Raw genomic sequence first — 17,576 nt, 5'->3', positions numbered from 1 at the left:
GCCCTTATCGGGGCCGCAGAAGAAGAAATTGCCTGGGATGATAACGCGTCAGGCGAGCTCATCCCAGATGTAAGCGCTGAACTTATCCAGCACGCTATCGAGGTTGTCGTCAAAGGCGCGCTGTAACATGGGCTTACCGCCGCGACGGTGGAAATTGCCGGTTTTGAAGACGTCGTCGTCGAGCACCACTTTCTCTTTGAGCGCCTGCGCTAAACGGTCGAGCCAGCTTAGCTGTTCATCGCTCCAGTCGTTCTCGCCCTTGATACGTGCCAGCGCGTGATCGACACGCTCGTCGAACGGTTTGAGCGCATCGCCCACCGCCGCACGACGGATGTGGCCGATCAGCCGGGCGGCGATATCCTGATTGCGCGTTGCTTTCCATGCGCTGCGCAGGGAGGACTCTTCAAAATGCTGGCGGTCAAACCACTCCTGCAATTCCACCAGCCCTTTACGGGTGAGGTCGCGCGGACGATTGATCACCGCCTGCAGCGCAGGCTGGGCGTTAGGAGCGTGCTGCACCAGCGCATCGAACGCTTCCAGGAAATCCTGCGGCGTGTCGTAATCACCGTACAGCGATTTAACGCTCACCACCTCATCGTCAATATCGAGGAAAATAGGGGCCTCGCGCAGGGCGTTGATATCGGTTTTCAGCCTTTCGAGGCGCGCGATAAAGCCGGGAAGCTTATTGAAAATCTCGGCGCTCCAGTGCGGTCCTTTTTCCCGCAGGCGTGAGGCCAGACCGCCAAAGTTGACGCCCGCGGCATCCAGGCACAGCTCGTCCAGACGGCGAACCTGCTTATCCACCGCTTCGCTGCGATCGCGGTTATAAATGGCGAGGCCGATGATTCTCTGCAACTTAGCGACCAACTGTTCATGGCTGTGCTCGGCAAAACTGCGGCCATCCGCTTCAATGGTTTTGTAGGTTTCTGAGTCGGTAATTTCATTGACCAGCGTTTGCAGTTCCACCTGTGGACGCACAACCACCGGGCGCATGGTATCGACGCTTTCCAGCGAGCTGTAGATATCAACACAGTCGAAAATCTTAAAGCTTGTTTTCCCCACCGACGGGCACAGACGCGTGGCACGGCCCTTCATCTGCTCGTAGAGAATGCGGCTTTTGACTTTGCGCAGGAACACAATATTACAGATTGACGGGATATCCACGCCGGTGGTCAACAGATCGACGGTAACCACAATATTGGGTAGCCGCTCTTTGTTGAAGCGGACGATCATGCTTTGCACTTTCTTCGCGTCTTTATCGGCATCACCGGTGATCTTGATAATGGCGTCGTGTTCAAGCTGCGGATACTTTTTCTTAAACGCGGTGCGCAGCTCGTCAACCACCATGTCGGCATGGGCGTTGGTGACGCAGAACACCAGCGTTTTTTGCTGTCCGGTGGGATCCAGGTATTTGGTGAGCTCACCGCATACCGCACGGTTAAACGCCGGGATCACCAGGCCGCGGTTAAAATCGGCAACCTCAAAATCCTGATCGTCAGCCAGCGTATCGTTGATCAGCTCGCCTTGCGGGTTCAGGCGCTCCACCTGTTCGCCCTCGGAAAGATAGACCCCATCCTGCGCGTTACGTGTGACAATCTGAATGGGGGGATCCTGGTCGATCAAGTAGCCGTCGATCACCGCCGTTCGGTAGGTGTAGCGGTAAACCGGCTCGCCGAAAATATCTACCGTGTGCAGCGCTGGCGTGGCGGTCAGCGCAATTTTTACCGCATCGAAATGATCGAGAATGCGGCGGTAGGCGGAAACATAATCCAGCTGGCTTCGGAACTGCAGCTCGCCTTCGGTCTGCTCTTTATCAAGAATGTAGCCGCGATGTGCTTCATCGACGACAATACAATCGTAACGGCCGACCGGCATCGGTTCATCTGATTGCAGCGTGCGTTTAACCAGCGACTGAACCGTGGCGACGTGAATTTTGGTGCTGTCTTCCGGGAATTTATCGGTCAATCCTTTGATATCGAAAATGCTGTTAAAAGTGTCGCCGTTAATCCGTGTATCTTCAAACGATCCCAGCGCCTGCTCGCCGAGCGAGCGACGATCAACCAGGAACAAGACGCGTTTGAAACGCTGCGACTGGATCAGGCGGAACATCAGGGCGATGGCGGTACGGGTTTTACCGGTACCGGTCGCCATTGCCAGCAGGATCTCTTGTTGGCCGTTAACAATGGCCTTCTCTACCGCGCGAACGGCATCCTCCTGGTAATAACGCAGACCCAGTTCGCTCATTCCGGGGTTATCGGCAAACCACTGATTCTGTTTTTGCGGGTCGCTGCCCAGCATATCCAGCAGCTCTTCCGGGCGATGCCATTCCGGCAGCGCTTTCGACATATTGGTGGTGTGGCGGACGTCGCGATACCAGATACCGCTTTTGGTCTTCATTGCCGCGCGGTATTCACGCCCGTTGGTGGAGTAGCAAAAGGGGATTTTAAAACGCTGTGTGCCGCTGGTGTCCTGCCAGCTAATTTCGTAAGCAGGTACCGCTTCATGTACTTCATCAGGAGAGTAGTGTTCTAACAACGTGTCGCGTAAGAACGCGTTATCGAAGTATTTACTGTAGCGATACGATTCGTTGAGTTTGCCGGGAACATCGATATTTTTACGTTTTGCTTCGACCACTGCGATAGGCTTAAGGCCCACGAACAGAACATAATCCGCAAAACCTTGCTTCCCGGTTTCATCTTTGCCAGTTGGCCATTCGGCAATGGCTTTATTTACACCCGGTTCTGGACGCTCACCTTTGGAGAAACGTAACGTTTTACTATCGGCCTGCCAGCCCGCTTTACGCAGTTGGGCATCAATCAGGAAGCGGCTTTCTTCCTCGCTGAGATTCAGTGTGCGCTTGATAGCCTGGTCGATAATCTCTTTATGATATGCCTTGCGTTCCTGTTCGGTTTGTTTTGCTAACTCGGCGTTTTTGGCGGCGAGTTGCGCTTCCAGTGCGGCCACGCGTGCTTTGGTTTGTGCTTCGGTTTCCTGCTGTTTGCCTTCGAGAACGGCAATGTAGCCGTTGAGTGCAATTAATCGTTGCTGCTGAGCTTCCAGTTCTGCCTGGCTTTGTACTTTTTCCTGTGTCTGCTGTTCCAGTTGCTGTTTGAGGGTGAGAACTTCGGCGTGGTAGCGATCCTCACCGTGCTCAGGCAGCACAAAAACCGGCACAGGAAAGTCGTAATCTTTGGTTACCAACCGGTAATACCAGACGGCAAGACGGAAACCCAGGCGCAGGCACATCTGGGCATCATCCAAATCATTATGGTATTCGTGGACGGCCTGGTTACCAATTCGGCGCAATTTATGGAATACAGAAAGGATGTTGTCATCAACAAAGGAAATTTTGCCCAGTTCACGCAGAAGATCGTGTTGATTCTCACAGAGGGGGATATCCAGCAGCAGGCCAAGGTGTTTAGCCGTCGCTTCGCCAAACATACGCATTTTCACCAGTGCGGTGTTGGGATCATCCGGGTAATTATTTTCCGCCGCACAGGCGATGGCATAGGTGAAATCGTTGACGCCCTTCAGGAACTCAAAATTGGATTTAGTCATCATTAGGTTTTAATCCATCGCTGTGCGAGCCTATCCATATATTTAAGGCTCATAACTCTTTATCTTAGCTTTCCACATCTTCCCGGGCAATGACCAACGTCACAGCAACTGACTAATTCTTAAGGGTTCGTCTATTTTGTAGTGTTGAACTAAACACAAAAAGTCCCAAACACTTCAACCACGTCAGCTGACCATATCGAGCGCACACTTTTAAATTATAAAATCGATAAATAATTAAATCATTTCAACACATTACCATTATTTCCAAAATCAAACGGACTAACCCCCTTCTCCCGATTCGCATCCAGATAATCCGCCCACCACTGCAGCATCAGTCTCCTCTCTCCCAGATGTTCCGCCTTATGGATGTAAGCTGCCCGTACAGAACTACGCTCTTGGTGACTCATCTGCCGCTCCACTGCATCCCTCGACCACAATCCTGATTCAATAAGTGAACTACACGCCATCGTCCTGAAACCATGTCCACAAACTTCAGTTTTCGTGTCATAGCCCATCACCCGTAAAGCCTTGTTCACCGTATTCTCACTCATCGGCTTACGCGGATCGTGATCGCCAACGAAGATCAGCTCTCGGTTTCCATTCATGCCTTTGATCTTTTCCAAAATAGCTAAGGCCTGACGCGACAAGGGAACAAGATGTGGCGTCCGCATCTTTGAACCACGCTGAGAATGTTTAACACCTTCCAGCGGTTCACGCTCACCTGGAATCGTCCACATAGCCGTTTCAAAATCGACTTCTGACCAGCGGGCAAAACGCAGCTCGCTTGAACGGATGAAAACCAATAACGTGAGTTCGACAGCCAGTCGGGTTAACGGTCTTCCAGAATAGTGATCGATACGGTGAAGCAATTCAGGTATACGATTGAGTTCCAGAGCAGCACGATGCTGTCTTTTCGCCGTAGCCACCGCACCGGCAATTTCTTGCGCAGGGTTGTAGTCGATTAAGCCGCTCTGAACGGCAAAGCGCATAATTGCGGTAGTACGCTGCTGTAAACGGGCAGCAACTTCAAGGCGCCCGGACGACTCGACTGCTTTGATGGGTACAAGTAGGTCTCGCGTTTTCAGTTCTGCAATGTTCCGCTTACCAATGGCAGCAAAGAGATTATCTTCGAGGCTTTTCAATACACGAGCACTATGCGATGCAGACCACTTTTGATTGCTGGCGTGCCAGTCTCTGGCTACCACTTCAAAAGTTATCACTTCTTGCTCCTGCTCTACCTTAACGGCTTTTTTGCTCTCACTGGGGTCGACACCATTAGCTAACTGCTTACGCGCATCGTCACGTCGTGCCCTTGCATCCGCCAGTGAGACTTCGGGGTATTTCCCCAGTGCCAGCATCTTCTCTTTGCCACCAAAGCGGTAACGTAGCCGCCAGTATTTTGAGCCATTCGGGTGAACCAGCAAAACCATACCGTCGCCGTCAGTAAGTTTATAGGCTTTTGCTTCAGGCTTAGCCGAACGAACCTTCACATCACTCAGAGCCATGATGAGTATCCTTTCAAGAGTTCTGTGTGGGTACAAACATTATCGAACCGGGATATACCCGCAGTTGTACCCGCATCAGTAAGTTGATGTAGATTGAATCAGGTTGACTTAGGTAGAGTGAAAAAGCGAGGAAAGCCTTGCGGATACTGGATTTCAGACACAAAAAAAGACGTCCGTTGACGTCTATTGATGTTCCGATGGTGCGAAGGCCGCACCGCGACTCTCTACGTAACCAACTGAAATAGCTTAAATTACAAAATAAGAGAACCGCTATGTATACTCACATGTATACTCATACGCAATTCTCTGAAAACTCAGCTAACTTAAAATCACTCCTCATCTTCTTCTACAGGCTCCAGCGCATCAAGTGGTACTCGCACCATCGCAATAGAACCAATACGGATAAAAGCATCTTCTCCATCTATGTCGGTTAACTGATATCGCTCTGTTGATTCCGGCTCTAACTCCAGAATGTCAAAAAATGCATTCAACTGACCGATATCGCCATCACTTTCGTCCTCAGACTCATCTGGCTCGCAACAAAGTTCAATAACTGGGCCACCATTCACCATGGTGATATGGACATTCCCATATCTTCCTTCATCTGCATCACCATCCTCGTCATCAGGGATAGGTGGAAACGCTTCAAACAAGAATTGGTGGAAAATCACCTCTCGCGCATTTAAGGCATAACGATGCTGTTCAGAGTCGAAAACAAAGAAATGCTCATAACCAGGCACTGCTCTTTCCTGAAAGTGTGAGTAAAAACGACGCTTATCAGCCGGGGAAATAGGTAACAGCAAATAATCTTGCTGCCCTCGTAACCAGAGTTTCACCATCCAAATGCAGCCATCCATTTCAATACCACTAGCAGCGATGCTTTCCAGATCATCATCACTACGGCTACTTTGATTACGCACTTTTTGCAATAAAGTATCGTTACCAGGAAAAACTGCATTCAATGGTTTCTTTAAGACAGCGCTTATCGCCTGCGCCAGTCCTAACTTGGCCGCAACTTTCCCTGTCTCTATACGTTGGATCTGTTGTTGGCTGGTACCAACCATATCTGCCAATTCACGCTGAGTGATTGATAGTTGAGTACGAAGTTCTTTGATTTTGTTTTGCATGATGCCCTCCTCACTTACCAAGAAGTAATGGATATCATTAAAACACAAAAAAGAGTAAAAAACACAAAAATGAGTTTTTAAACGAGTGGGCTGTACTCGCTAATGTGAAGAGCAACTTTTCAACGTTCTTCTCTGGTATGCCAGAGATCCACGATATAAATGTTATTGTCACGAAGTTCGTAGTGAACCTCATAGTCATCAAATAACACTTTTCGGACTTCCCGAGGTTCATACCGAGTCTGCTGTACGCCAATAGCCGGATGCGCTGTAAGACCAGCACAGCCAGTAATCAGGCGATCCAAAACGTCATCGGCGTGCTGGCGGCTGTACTGAAGGGCAAAACGGTAGATACGTTCCAGGTCATCCTGAGCTTTAAGCGTCCAGTAAATTTCCATTTATCAGGATTTCTTTAAACGATTAGCAAAATCCACCATGTCCGAGTGGCTCACCACGCGACCGGCATCCACATCCGCAAGACCGGCCTGGATGCTCTGGTGACGCCGTTCTCTTTCGGCCAGCATACTGGTCAACGCTTCCTTAATAATCCAGCTCTTAGAACGATCTAACTCAATTGCCAGATTCTCTACAGCAGCGGCCAATTCAATAGGTATCTGTGCGCTGATGGTTTGTTTAGTAAGCGAACCCATAGGGATTACCTCTTTTAATAACACTTAATAACTCCTATTAAGATTAGCATAGAGGTGCCTATAAAAACATCACATCTTATTTCGCAGGCAACATCCCCGGATAGTGTTTCGCCACAATATCATTCATCTTCTCCACCAGATCCAGACGCTTGAACGTGATATGCCCGCTGCCCTTCTGGAAGTAGCGAATAAAGAATAAATCATCCTCAAAGACCTGCTGATGCGGGTTATCACGCACAAAGTCCATAAACCGGATAGAGACATCATGCCGGTTGTCGGGAATAGTCTTCCCGTCAAGCAGATACAGCATCCGCTCCAGATCGGCGAGCTGATCGCGCCGCCAGCCCCAATTCAGGCTGTAGCCCCATTTGTCGTGCTTTACCAGGCCGTTAACGATGATCCGCTTACCAAAATAGCAGGGATTATTGGTTTTATAGTCCCAGCTTAGCCCTTTGAACACGTTGATAATTCCACGTTCAAAAACATCCTGCTTGTTATGGTGCAACTGTTCAAAGGTACTCAGGATATTGGCTTCGCTAATGGCCGGAAGATCGCCCTCCTCCAGATTCTTCGCCCACTGGCTACGGGCTTCGGCATCCATCAACGTTAACATCCCGGACTTCAGCATCAGATCGCGCCAGATGCTACGGTCGATATTGCGGGTGATGACAGGCATCGCTTTATCTACAGGTTGCACCAGCCAGCAGTCGAAAGCATGGCCCTGCCGCATCGCCCAATGACTCGCTACGTCGCCACCAATCCCGGAAGTGAGTCGGGAAACGTCATCAAGCTGACGAATTAGCGCCTCAATCTGTTTCAAGGCAGCATCACGTCCGGTGACGATACGCTCAATGCTGGTTGAGCAAATTAGCTCATTATGGTCAGTTAAGACTTCAGCTTCTGTTTGCATGTTTTTTTGTCCGTATAAAAGCAAACACGCCTGCCGGGAGTGGCAGGCGCATTATGCAATGAGTTAATAAGGAAATAAGATTGGTGATGTAATTCGGGAAGACGGCTCGCAAGATTCAGCGTATCGAAGGATGAGGGCTTTGCCGCAACAGGCCGGTTACCTGCCGCGCCCGCAAAATATCCACTGCACCCAGATAAGGGGACTGCTCCTGACAGTTAAACCCTCTGCGATCGATACGAACCAGTTCGTACTTTTCCACCAGAAAATTAACGGCATCAACCAGTGTGATGCCTGCGTTGATATGTTCCTGAATAGCGGTTTCATCGCTGAACGGCGTGTCATTCAGGGTGAGGCCATAATGCTGCTCCAGCAGACGGGTAAGTAGCATCTGCCAGACAGCCACGGGCGACGGGCACGACTTCGCCGCCCGCTGAGTTGTTGCAGGTATGGTTTTCATTTTGTTCTCGCGAATGAAAAAGATTTAACGTTGAGTGGGATAAATAACGATGTAGACGTAACCACAACTGCCGAGAGTATCGGCTTCACAGGTGAAAGCGTTGTGGTAGAGAGTGACGCTGTGCGCATGACGGGGATTAAGTTCGCCAGTGCTCAGCATCAGTTCCATCTGGCGGATAAAATGCGGGAATGCTTCTTCCAGCTTCTGACATTCGGCATCAACAAATTTACCGGTGATATTGGCCCGGTCAGCCAGGTAATGCAGTCGGTTGCCTTCCTGTACCAGCCTTGCGCCAAAATTTGGTGTGAAACTTCGCTGTAACCCCCAATGTTTTGCATCAGTCAGTGGCATCTTTTGCCCTCCTTCATAACCAGCCTCGTTCGGCAAATGAAACCACTGTCATGCCTCCGACGATACAGTGATCCAGCACCCGGACGTCTACCAGCGTAAGAGCCTTTACCAGTCTGGCGGTAATCTGCCTGTCGGCCTGGCTGGGCTCAGCTTCACCGGAGGGATGGTTGTGAGCAAAAAGCACGGCGGCGGCATTATGGTGCAGGGCTGATTTCACCACTTCGCGGGGATGCACTTCCGTACTGTTGATGGTGCCGGTAAACAGGGTTTCGTGAGTAATTAACTGATTTTGCTGGTTAAGGTACAGCACCAGAAACACTTCGCGCTTCAGCCCGGTCATTTTCAGGCGCAGCCAGTCCCGGACAACCGAGGTAGACGTGAATGCCACACCAGGCTCACGCAGATGGTGCTCAAGAAGGGATAACGCACGTTTTACCGTTCGCTGCGCGGTTAAAGGTAACGCGCTGTCTGTCGAATAAGAGGATATAACCATAATGTTCTCTCTGGTCATTCAGGATAGTAAAAAGGAGTGGGGTTTTACTGCGGTTTGCCATACAGTTTATGGGCCACGGAAAAGGCCGGGGCCATGGCTTCGAACCACATCCAGACCGTGGTAAGGTGCGTTCCGGCAGGAAAATGCAAAAAAGGTTCGCTGATAACAATATCTTCATCCTCCTCTGTGACCGGAATGCGTTTCAGCGATTCCCACAGGGTGTCTGATAGCGACAGTTCGGTTGTATTCATACCGGCCCCCTCAGTCGATGATGTGCATGATGGCGGAGCATTCCTGATGGCGCAGGGCATACTCACGCAGGCGATAATAATGCGTGGTCATGGCATCACACCCGGTACGAGAGGCGTGATGGCTGTACTCAATCAGGCAGACGGTAATTCCGGCGGCCTCTGCACTCATTTGCGCATCATTGCCATTCATGCTGTTAAAGAGTTGCCATTGTGCATCGCGGTCAGTGTACGGAGCCATAAAAGCCCCACCGTTGCTGAGTGTGTAAAAATTCCAGATACCGCCGCTGTAATCCGCACAGAAACGGTCCATCCAGGCAAAGATACGTGGCTCCAGTAATATCCACTGTGGAATGGAGCCAAAGTGCAGCGGCCAGAAACCGGGGCGCTGTTCATCTGCGACAGGCACGGCGAAAATAGTGTCTGACGATAAGGTGGCGTCAGTAATTGCAGTAGTCATGATTAATCACTCCGAAAATAAAAAAGCCAGCCGGTCAGGGCTGGCGTGATGATGAGTCGTTAAATCAGGGTGTTAAAACACGGTGAGCCAGTCATTTATGCCTGCTCTTGTGGTAGGTGATGCAATGAGTGAGGCGGCATAAAAGCAAAAAGGCCATGCTTCCCGATGGAGGCACGGCCTTTATGACTGAGTCAGAAATGATACCAGGGGGTTATTGCCCCATGTACTCCACCTTTGCACCGGTGGCGTTACCATCAGACCCTACAGTAACAACGATTTTATCGTAGGTGCGGTAAGCGGCATTGTAGACTTCATATACCACCGTATTTCCCTTCACTTCATAGCTGCCAAAATCAGCGGCGTCTGCCGTTTCACGGTCATATTCTTTCGTGTACGCCTGTCTGGCCGCTTTCATTACCGAACCTTTGTTGACTTTCAGCGGCTTGTTCCCGGTGGCTTCTGCTGATACGCCTGCAAGGGCGCTGACATATTTCGGGCAAACCTGGAGCATATCGCCACGGGTAAATTTCATTTGTGTGCCGAAGGCCTGTACGCTGGAAATATCCTGACCGGCAATTGATTCAATGGCTTTCCGGGCTGCGGCGGGTGCCTGCTCACCTTCAATTTCAACAGCTTTATAGCCTGTTTTTTGGTTACACATCTGTGAGGTGGGGATCAGATTCCCGTTAATACTGATACGGCTTCCCATCAGTTCCTGCTGACCGTTGGGGCAACCCTGCAACAGGCCGAAGATGCCGATGGTATCTTTTTTCAGCATAACCAGCGCCTGACCGTCTTCCGTCATGGTCTGGCACCATCCATTTTTCACCATCCAGTTGCCTGCCTGCGCAGAAACAGAGGCGGCGGAGAGTAAAAGAGCAATTATTGTTCTGGTTTTCATAAATCACCTGTGGATTGGCAGCAGTGGTCAGGAGAGAACCACTGCATAAGTTATTAATCAGTCGACATCTGTCAAAGGAGCAAGAAAACGGTGCTAAACGAACCAGAATATCCTTACTTCTTGATAGGTTAAGACGATCAATTCATGGATATCGAAAGCTATTATTGATAGATAATAACGATCAATTTATCATTATTGATCGTTTATACAGATCGATATATTCTTTTCTGACACACAATGCCCCTGAAAAGTGCAATGTTTGACCATAAGGCGCGTACCGGGGGAAATTCATAGATTCCAGGAAAGAGAGGAACAACGGATGTCAGGAACAGTACAGATTGAGTCGTTTAATGCAGAATTTCTAACCAGAGAGGAACTGAATGACCTGATTTTTTACCGGAAAAGTTTTGATATCACGAATGTTACTGACATCAGTGAAACCGTCAAAAGAGTGGAGTATGCGATAGAACATCAGCAGAAGAAGTTAACCTGCCGTGTATACACCGAATACAGAAGCACTGCGGTGGCAGGCTCCCTGTGGTCACCAACCGCACTTCTGGGAGCGGTGAGCGCCGCCGCAATCGGTGTCCATAATCTGGCGACATGGAACCCGGACTATGAAATTGGTAAGAATTACGTTAAAAGAACCATATCTGTAAGGTATAAAAAGTAACGGGTTTATGTCTGTCCGTGGCTGAGTCTGTCCGGTTCAGCCAAAAATCCTTTCCCATAATTCAGACGCAAGCTGTATCAGCTTTTTCCGTAGCCTCCTCAGCAACAAGCTCCAGCCAGAAGGCAGACGCTCAGAAGTGATCACCGTATCAAAAGCCGAACCGGCTATCTCACCAAAACGCTGACGTACAGCGACATCACTCTCCTCCGTATGATTTTCTGGCTTTAACTGACAATAAAATGCGCTACTGGCCTGTACGGGTAACGCATGTATCATCAGTTCCACCAGAGCATGCAGGTTGTAGCCGGTATGTGCTGAAACAGCCATCACCGGGAAAGAGGACGGCAACTGACCAGCAATCTGCGAACTGATAACCGCAAGTGAAAGGCACTGCTCCGTTGAAGGAACAACCTGTCCGGCAAGTTCTGGCAACGGAGGAATCCGGTCTGCCTGGCTGACAACAAACAGGAAACGGGAAGCATCCGCGCCATAAGCAAGCAGTGACCGGTGCGTGACGATATCGACCGCACGCGCACGATCATCAGCACGCAGGACCCAGATAATCAAATCCAGCTCCGTCAGCAAGTTCTGATACAACGCCGAATATTCTGCATCGTATTCCGGTGTCTCGCCAACTCCAGGCAAATCTACCAGTGTCATGCAGCGCTCGCCCACGGTGAGCACTATCCGCTGAGGTTCACGGGTACAGCCCAGCAAATCGCTGGTCAGACATACCGGTTGTTGAAACAGGGCGTTGCAAAGCGAACTCTTACCCGCACCGCTTTTGCCCATAATACCAATCACGGGCTCGTAGTGAATTGCCTGTTGCAGACGGGAAATAATACGTTCGGTCGTTTGTTGGGGTAAGAAATTAAGGCAAGTACGCAGGATATCACTGGTATCCTGCGATTCGGGGGTTTGAGGCATGTTTACTCCTGTGAAAAGCAAAGTCGGAAGATGAGTAACCGACTGTTCACATGAGTAATATAGCCGTGAGATTTTCTGGGATATGGTTTACAGGTTAATCTGAGAAAAATAAGGCATTGTAATAAAATCGAATAGTTTTCAGTCAATGCTGTCAGGCAGGAAATAATTTTTTAGCGAGGGGTATTACAGAAAGCAGGAGAAAGCTAAAAAAAGACCACATCACGGTACAGGTGATGTGGTCTGATTGTTTAGTGGTTAAAAAGGCAAATCACCTCCTATCAGATGCCATAATTCGATAGAGTTATCTTTGTCTTGGGGAGATATATAGAAAAACGTGCTGGTGGACCTTCTGACTCCCCTTGAATACTGGTAACAGATTACCAGATCCTTGACTGGGCTCACCGAGACTATCTCCTGTGAATAGAATTTATTGTAGAAAGCCACCACAGCCTCTTTACTTTCAATTTCCACGCTAAAATATCGACGTAGATATTTACGCAATAGAAGATACATCAGCCCTGCACATCGCTTGTGTGGACGGGATATCCGCGAGGTAAAACCGAAATACTTGTTAAACACGCGACATAAAAGTGCCATAAAACGATCTGGATCACCGGATAGAACTGCATGAAAACCGATGACAGCCAACAACTCAAGATATAAAGGATAATACGGATATAACTGCCGGATCTGCGCAAGACATTCTGTGATCTTCCGGTATCCCAGACGCCAAAGTTCTTCATGCAGTAAGGTAAATAGGGGGAGCAATTGATCAATCCCGCTGAAATCTATCTCTCTTACGGCATTCCCATGAAAACGCTTAACAGGGGTTATTTTAGCCAAGGAATTATTGACGGCAACTGAGCCGAAGCGTTCAACTAATCCTTCATAAAGGCTTCCACTGAATGGAATATATTCACCTGTTGATTTAATACCATCGAAACCATGTCCCTGAAAAGGTAGTATATCTCTGTTTCTGCGGTTTAATAATTCAGGAGCTATAATCAAATTACCTGCTATGTTTGCACCTCCTTTTCCATTTGGATACATATGACATATTTCAATACACAGCAATGCTACAAGCTTCAGTTTTCCCTGGTACCCCTCGTAAGCAGGAATGGCATAGCTTCGCTGATGACGGGCTTTTATCTGATATAGCTGGTGAAAATCCACCACATCCCCCGGTCCAGTAATAGAGCCTAATGAGAGTGGATTTCGTTTAATCGTTTCATCAATATGCTGCGAGTATGATGAACTCAGAATACTGACAACGCTATCAGAAGGGATTTTACGTGAACCTTTCTGGCGGCATCCAGTACTGCAATACTTTTCATTTCTTGTCTCTGCCAAAGAACAACCGCAATACTGGCAGATGCTTAATAATTTCTTCTCCTTATTTTGTTGATTAAACATAAACTTCTGATAATGCTCTTCACAAAGACCTACATTACCAGAAGCTGTACGTCTGAGTATATCCTTTTTACAGTTACCCCGATCACATTGTGTCATGATAGTATTCTTAATGATAATTAATAGATAGAATAGTTAATTATTAATAAATGATAGTAATAAGATAATGTAAGATGGGTTAAATGAGACAGAAGCCACCTAGAGACTATCTCATTAAAATTTTAAATATTCATTCATTATAAATTTTATATTTCCTCCCCTGATAGGTATATTTAATGAAGCCCTTCAGTTGCTACTAATGTACTCAAAGTGATAACAGAGTGACTATGAAGGGCGAGTTTTACTGATGAACAAATGCGTTCCACGTGACTAATTATTCGGTTTTGAAGGTTTTACCTTTTAGGTCATGCCGCCCCCAAAATAGCTTTACAACTCAATTTTCAACCAAAAATAAAAATGCAGACATAACCATTGCCGTGATCCTGCGAAAATTCGCAAGAATCAGGGCTTGTGAAGTCATAGTAATTGCATTTTGATGAAAAAACACTCAGCCGCCTTATGTGGATACCGAGACACACAGTGAATAAATAATCACATCGAGTATCCGGTAATGGGCACCGACTTCACCAAGAGAAAGTCAGATTAGGTAAGTTCAGTGCCACCCTTTCAGATAAATCGCTGGGCTCAAGGTATCTGCATCCCTGAGGGAATAAGTCTCGCTGCATGTCGGGATTCTGAAAAAAACCGAGTGAATTAGGCAGAATGATATAAACAGGTCCTCCTGTGTAATTCTGAATCAAATAAATTCTTTTTTGCCATGCCAGTTGTGCCAGGATGGGTTCCAGTTTGCTGGCTAACCGGAGATTATTATCCTTATGCGTGGGTCCCAGACGCATAATTTCGGACTTTGCGATTATCGCTCTTCCCTCTATCGTCATTCTGTTGTGGATCCAGTGGTATACTTCCAGCACATCTTTTTCAAAAAGGAAAAGACGTGAATTTCTATAAAACACTCTTCCAGCCTGTTGCATATACCAGTCAATGACCCTATGTGCACATTCCATTACTGAAAGCGATATTTCATTTTCTGGCTGCTCATCAAAGTGGTGAAGCATTGCAGCCAGTCGTATCGCGTTAGAGCCCGATTTAAGAGCAATATCCTTAATATGTTCCCATGGTCCTCCCTCGCTTATTTTTTGCTTCATTTCGGCGCGTTTTTCGCCCATAAATGCAATGGCCTGAGGTGACAGGATTAATTGCTGCTTATCAGTGATGCCATCATAAAAACGTTGCTTTGCCCGTTCCAATAGCTCCAGGACTCTGTTTTCAAATTCGTCAAGAGCGCGGTTCATATGACTAGAATCGCCATCCTGATATTGACATTCACCCTCGACTTTGACTGACAGAAAGCGGGCAAGGAAACCGCTCCCTCTCCCTGTTGTCTGATTTCTGGTGATATATTCATCAAAAATATCGGGCTGAACCATCAGGCAAAACATCAGGCGAAGATTGATTTCACAATCCACGCCGTCGCGTTGATATGAGTATGGAGCACCGTCCCACCCGAGGTTAAATATACCCGGATCGTTTTTAGCCCTAGATTTAAAAAATGTAACGGCTTCTTCAGAGAAAATACCCGCATCAGGATTATCTCCGAGGCTTTTGATAAGCTCACCGTTAGATATATCCTGATATAAGAATTTAAACCTGACAGGTTTCTGCGGTTTATTTTTCAGATGCTCCTCCATAGCCCCTTCTGCATCTTCACGACCATAATTGCGGGACGTCGCCTGCCGTAGGTTTCGGGCCAGGGCCTTTTTATTTTCCTCCCACAGGCTTGTATCGGCCTGAAATTGGTTCAATAGATTTTTATATTCTTCATTCACCTCTGATGAAAAATCATGAAAGACCTGCATAACAGCTCTCAACACCGTAGACTTTCCGCTACCGGACCCGGCAATAACCAGAAAATTGAGCACGGCGGGCTCAGGGATCTTTGTATGTACAGGTATCACTTCAACCAGCGGGAGGCAGGCAAGAGAAGCAGCAGCCAGAAATGAACTGGCAGCAATCTCTACAGAGACTCCTTTATTTACACTAGTAGCGATGATTGCATTACTGATTTTTTTGGGAAGAGACCTTATTGGAAATGATAGTGTTTCAGAGGCGTTAACAGACATATTTCGTTGTTCAGGAGTTTCCCCCTGATAATTCTGCAGGGGCAGATTCATGATAATGTTCCCTTATTGTTAAAGAGCATAAGCCATATACCAGCTGATGAACAGCAGGTATAGCTGTTCCCCTCACGGGGTTAATGTGATAAATATGCTGGTACAGATAACTTATTTTTCAATTACAGGCGTGCGTATTTTCTCGTACTTTAGATAATCCCATTAATACAAATCGTTTCAGTAAGCGATATTGCAGTCCAGATTACTTGCGATTTGTGTCCCGCTCATTTAACCATGCTTCATAGTCACTTTTTCTCCAGCGACTTGAGCGACCAATTTTCAGCGGTCGGGGAAACATACCTCTGGAAATAAGTGAATAGTAATGCTTGTCACTAAGGCCACTGTGAGCGGTGATGTCTTTCATGCTGAGCAGGATGTCATCGCCCATTGCAAAGTGGATCCGTTTTTCAACGTCTGGTAGGGGTGGTCGTCCAGTCTCTATGTTGTTATGCCAGCTTGCATAAACCGGATAATCGGTTCGTGGCGGGTTGATCATCGTTGGTTCCTCCTTAAGTTGATAGCCGGAGAATTCCCCGGAGTGCTATTGACTTTAAGAGCAAGATATAAAGGTAAAAATACGTGTGCAGAAAATATTTTCTTGAGATAGCGCACAACACCTGACACTTTTTCGTTTATGATAGAAAAATCATAATGTTGGCAAGGATACCCATGAGGCATGGTACGAAAAAGAAACAATAACTTTGAAGGTAAATTTGGTAAAACGCCTACTGATTACTATCTAGAACACTTTAATAAGCCCACACCGCCTGTTCCAGGTAGTTTCCTGAATGATCACTGGCTCAGTTTTTCCTCGTCAGAACAACGTCTGGTAAGTTATCTGAATGACTCGTATCCCGACTGGATACATCACATTACATTGAGGAAAAACTCGGTAAAGGAACGACACCCGTCAACTATTCTTCAAAACTACGTTGTCAGCACACAGTGCAATTTTGATACTTTTATGCGCTTCCTTCTTGAAGACTTAAGTGAGGAAGATGAAATTGAAACTGGACTTAGCGACCTGAAAAAACTTAACGACCAAGAATCTGTAGAAGACCCAGATTTTACTTCACTGCATGTCAAAGGCTTGCGCAAGGGACTTGATACGGTAAATGAGTTACTGAATACCAATGGAATGGACAGGTTTGAAGCAGCTTCTTACTTTTTTACTCTGGCCTTTCATTACCTGAGTGAAATGGGCCGCGAAGCCGAGAAGTCGAATGCAATGTTTGAAGCCTTCGAACAGCTGGGAGAGTTTCGGGGATGGTGCAGCAACGTGCAGGCCCTTGAGTCAGCGTTAAAAAAACACGAGGATGCAAAAAAAGCTGCAAATGTAAAGGCTGAGAAGAGTTTTGGTGCTCACAAAAAAGAAGTTACTCGCATCCTGAAAGAGGAAATACTGCCAGAACCAAACTCTAAACTGAAAACAGCTACTGCATTACACAATGAACTGGGTGGGAGGCTTGATGAATTCATCATAGCTAACAATTTGAATGAATCAGCTAACTCAGCAAGCATGATAAAAGGGTGGGCGCGTGAGGGGGATTTTAAAGAACTTTTCGATAAAGCTCTATCTGCGTGCAAAAGACAACACAATAATTAAAACCCATAGATAAATTCATGTAATCCAATAACAGGCTTTCCGAAGTATCGCCAGTTGCGGGAGAACGGACAG

Annotated in this window: 18 protein-coding genes; 2 read left to right on the top strand and 16 right to left on the bottom strand. The window is 47.5% G+C overall.

The window, feature by feature from the left end:
* Positions 1 to 48: 48 nt before the first annotated feature.
* From hsdR to KXR87_RS11320, 12 genes are all read right to left on the bottom strand, one after another.
* Complete coding sequence (hsdR, locus tag KXR87_RS11375; protein WP_437432371.1) at positions 49 to 3,561, bottom strand: type I restriction-modification system endonuclease; 3,513 nt, start codon at positions 3,559 to 3,561, stop codon at positions 49 to 51.
* A 236-nt stretch (positions 3,562 to 3,797) separates the two neighbouring features.
* Entirely contained in the window at positions 3,798 to 5,063 is a 1,266-nt protein-coding gene (locus tag KXR87_RS11370; protein ID WP_437432370.1) for a tyrosine-type recombinase/integrase, read from the bottom strand.
* A gap of 329 nt (positions 5,064 to 5,392) precedes the next feature.
* On the bottom strand, positions 5,393 to 6,190 hold the full coding sequence (locus tag KXR87_RS11365) for a helix-turn-helix transcriptional regulator (protein WP_437432369.1): 798 nt from the start codon (positions 6,188 to 6,190) through the stop codon (positions 5,393 to 5,395).
* Positions 6,191 to 6,309: 119 nt separating this feature from the next.
* On the bottom strand, positions 6,310 to 6,585 hold the full coding sequence (locus KXR87_RS11360; RefSeq protein WP_045411006.1) for a type II toxin-antitoxin system RelE/ParE family toxin: 276 nt from the start codon (positions 6,583 to 6,585) through the stop codon (positions 6,310 to 6,312).
* Positions 6,586 to 6,588: 3 nt separating this feature from the next.
* Complete coding sequence (locus KXR87_RS11355; RefSeq protein ID WP_000535212.1) at positions 6,589 to 6,837, bottom strand: CopG family ribbon-helix-helix protein; 249 nt, start codon at positions 6,835 to 6,837, stop codon at positions 6,589 to 6,591.
* Between the two features lie 76 nt (positions 6,838 to 6,913).
* Positions 6,914 to 7,747, bottom strand: a complete 834-nt coding sequence (locus KXR87_RS11350) for a DUF4942 domain-containing protein (protein WP_437432368.1) — start codon at positions 7,745 to 7,747, stop codon at positions 6,914 to 6,916.
* Positions 7,748 to 7,862: 115 nt separating this feature from the next.
* Positions 7,863 to 8,204: a TA system toxin CbtA family protein gene (locus KXR87_RS11345; protein ID WP_045411008.1), complete on the bottom strand. Its 342-nt coding sequence runs from the start codon at positions 8,202 to 8,204 to the stop codon at positions 7,863 to 7,865.
* A 24-nt stretch (positions 8,205 to 8,228) separates the two neighbouring features.
* Positions 8,229 to 8,555 carry a type IV toxin-antitoxin system YeeU family antitoxin gene (locus KXR87_RS11340; RefSeq protein ID WP_437432367.1) on the bottom strand — a complete coding sequence of 109 codons (327 nt, stop codon included), beginning with the start codon at positions 8,553 to 8,555 and terminating at the stop codon, positions 8,229 to 8,231.
* A gap of 13 nt (positions 8,556 to 8,568) precedes the next feature.
* Positions 8,569 to 9,048, bottom strand: a complete 480-nt coding sequence (gene radC / locus KXR87_RS11335; protein WP_437432366.1) for a RadC family protein — start codon at positions 9,046 to 9,048, stop codon at positions 8,569 to 8,571.
* 44 nt (positions 9,049 to 9,092) lie between these two features.
* A complete protein-coding gene (locus KXR87_RS11330) occupies positions 9,093 to 9,299 on the bottom strand; it encodes a hypothetical protein (RefSeq protein ID WP_437432365.1) in 207 nt (68 codons plus the stop codon).
* A 10-nt stretch (positions 9,300 to 9,309) separates the two neighbouring features.
* Positions 9,310 to 9,756, bottom strand: coding sequence for an antirestriction protein (locus KXR87_RS11325; protein ID WP_437432364.1), 447 nt, complete (start codon positions 9,754 to 9,756; stop codon positions 9,310 to 9,312).
* A 211-nt stretch (positions 9,757 to 9,967) separates the two neighbouring features.
* Complete coding sequence (locus KXR87_RS11320) at positions 9,968 to 10,657, bottom strand: hypothetical protein (protein WP_437432363.1); 690 nt, start codon at positions 10,655 to 10,657, stop codon at positions 9,968 to 9,970.
* Between the two features lie 319 nt (positions 10,658 to 10,976).
* Between KXR87_RS11320 and KXR87_RS11315 the strand changes: the two genes are divergently transcribed.
* Positions 10,977 to 11,330 (top strand): hypothetical protein, encoded by a 354-nt coding sequence (locus tag KXR87_RS11315; protein WP_437432362.1) that lies wholly within the window; start codon positions 10,977 to 10,979, stop codon positions 11,328 to 11,330.
* A gap of 36 nt (positions 11,331 to 11,366) precedes the next feature.
* Here KXR87_RS11315 and KXR87_RS11310 read toward each other — a convergent pair whose 3' ends face one another.
* The 4 genes from KXR87_RS11310 to KXR87_RS11295 all read right to left on the bottom strand — a co-directional run bounded on the left by KXR87_RS11310 (position 11,367) and on the right by KXR87_RS11295 (position 16,394).
* Positions 11,367 to 12,257: a GTPase family protein gene (locus tag KXR87_RS11310; RefSeq protein ID WP_437432361.1), complete on the bottom strand. Its 891-nt coding sequence runs from the start codon at positions 12,255 to 12,257 to the stop codon at positions 11,367 to 11,369.
* A 255-nt stretch (positions 12,258 to 12,512) separates the two neighbouring features.
* Entirely contained in the window at positions 12,513 to 13,766 is a 1,254-nt protein-coding gene (locus tag KXR87_RS11305) for a hypothetical protein (protein WP_437432360.1), read from the bottom strand.
* A gap of 524 nt (positions 13,767 to 14,290) precedes the next feature.
* Complete coding sequence (locus KXR87_RS11300; RefSeq protein WP_437432359.1) at positions 14,291 to 15,898, bottom strand: YfjI family protein; 1,608 nt, start codon at positions 15,896 to 15,898, stop codon at positions 14,291 to 14,293.
* Between the two features lie 202 nt (positions 15,899 to 16,100).
* Positions 16,101 to 16,394 (bottom strand): helix-turn-helix transcriptional regulator, encoded by a 294-nt coding sequence (locus KXR87_RS11295; RefSeq protein ID WP_437432358.1) that lies wholly within the window; start codon positions 16,392 to 16,394, stop codon positions 16,101 to 16,103.
* A 180-nt stretch (positions 16,395 to 16,574) separates the two neighbouring features.
* Here KXR87_RS11295 and KXR87_RS11290 point away from each other — a divergent pair, with 180 nt between their 5' ends.
* On the top strand, positions 16,575 to 17,504 hold the full coding sequence (locus KXR87_RS11290) for a hypothetical protein (protein WP_437432357.1): 930 nt from the start codon (positions 16,575 to 16,577) through the stop codon (positions 17,502 to 17,504).
* Positions 17,505 to 17,576 lie beyond the last annotated feature (72 nt).

Origin of the sequence: Yokenella regensburgei (assembly GCF_051486985.1) — a bacterium.
Classification (GTDB): Bacteria; Pseudomonadota; Gammaproteobacteria; order Enterobacterales; family Enterobacteriaceae; genus CBFFRJ01.
This window is presented reverse-complemented; position numbering and strand designations above follow the sequence as displayed.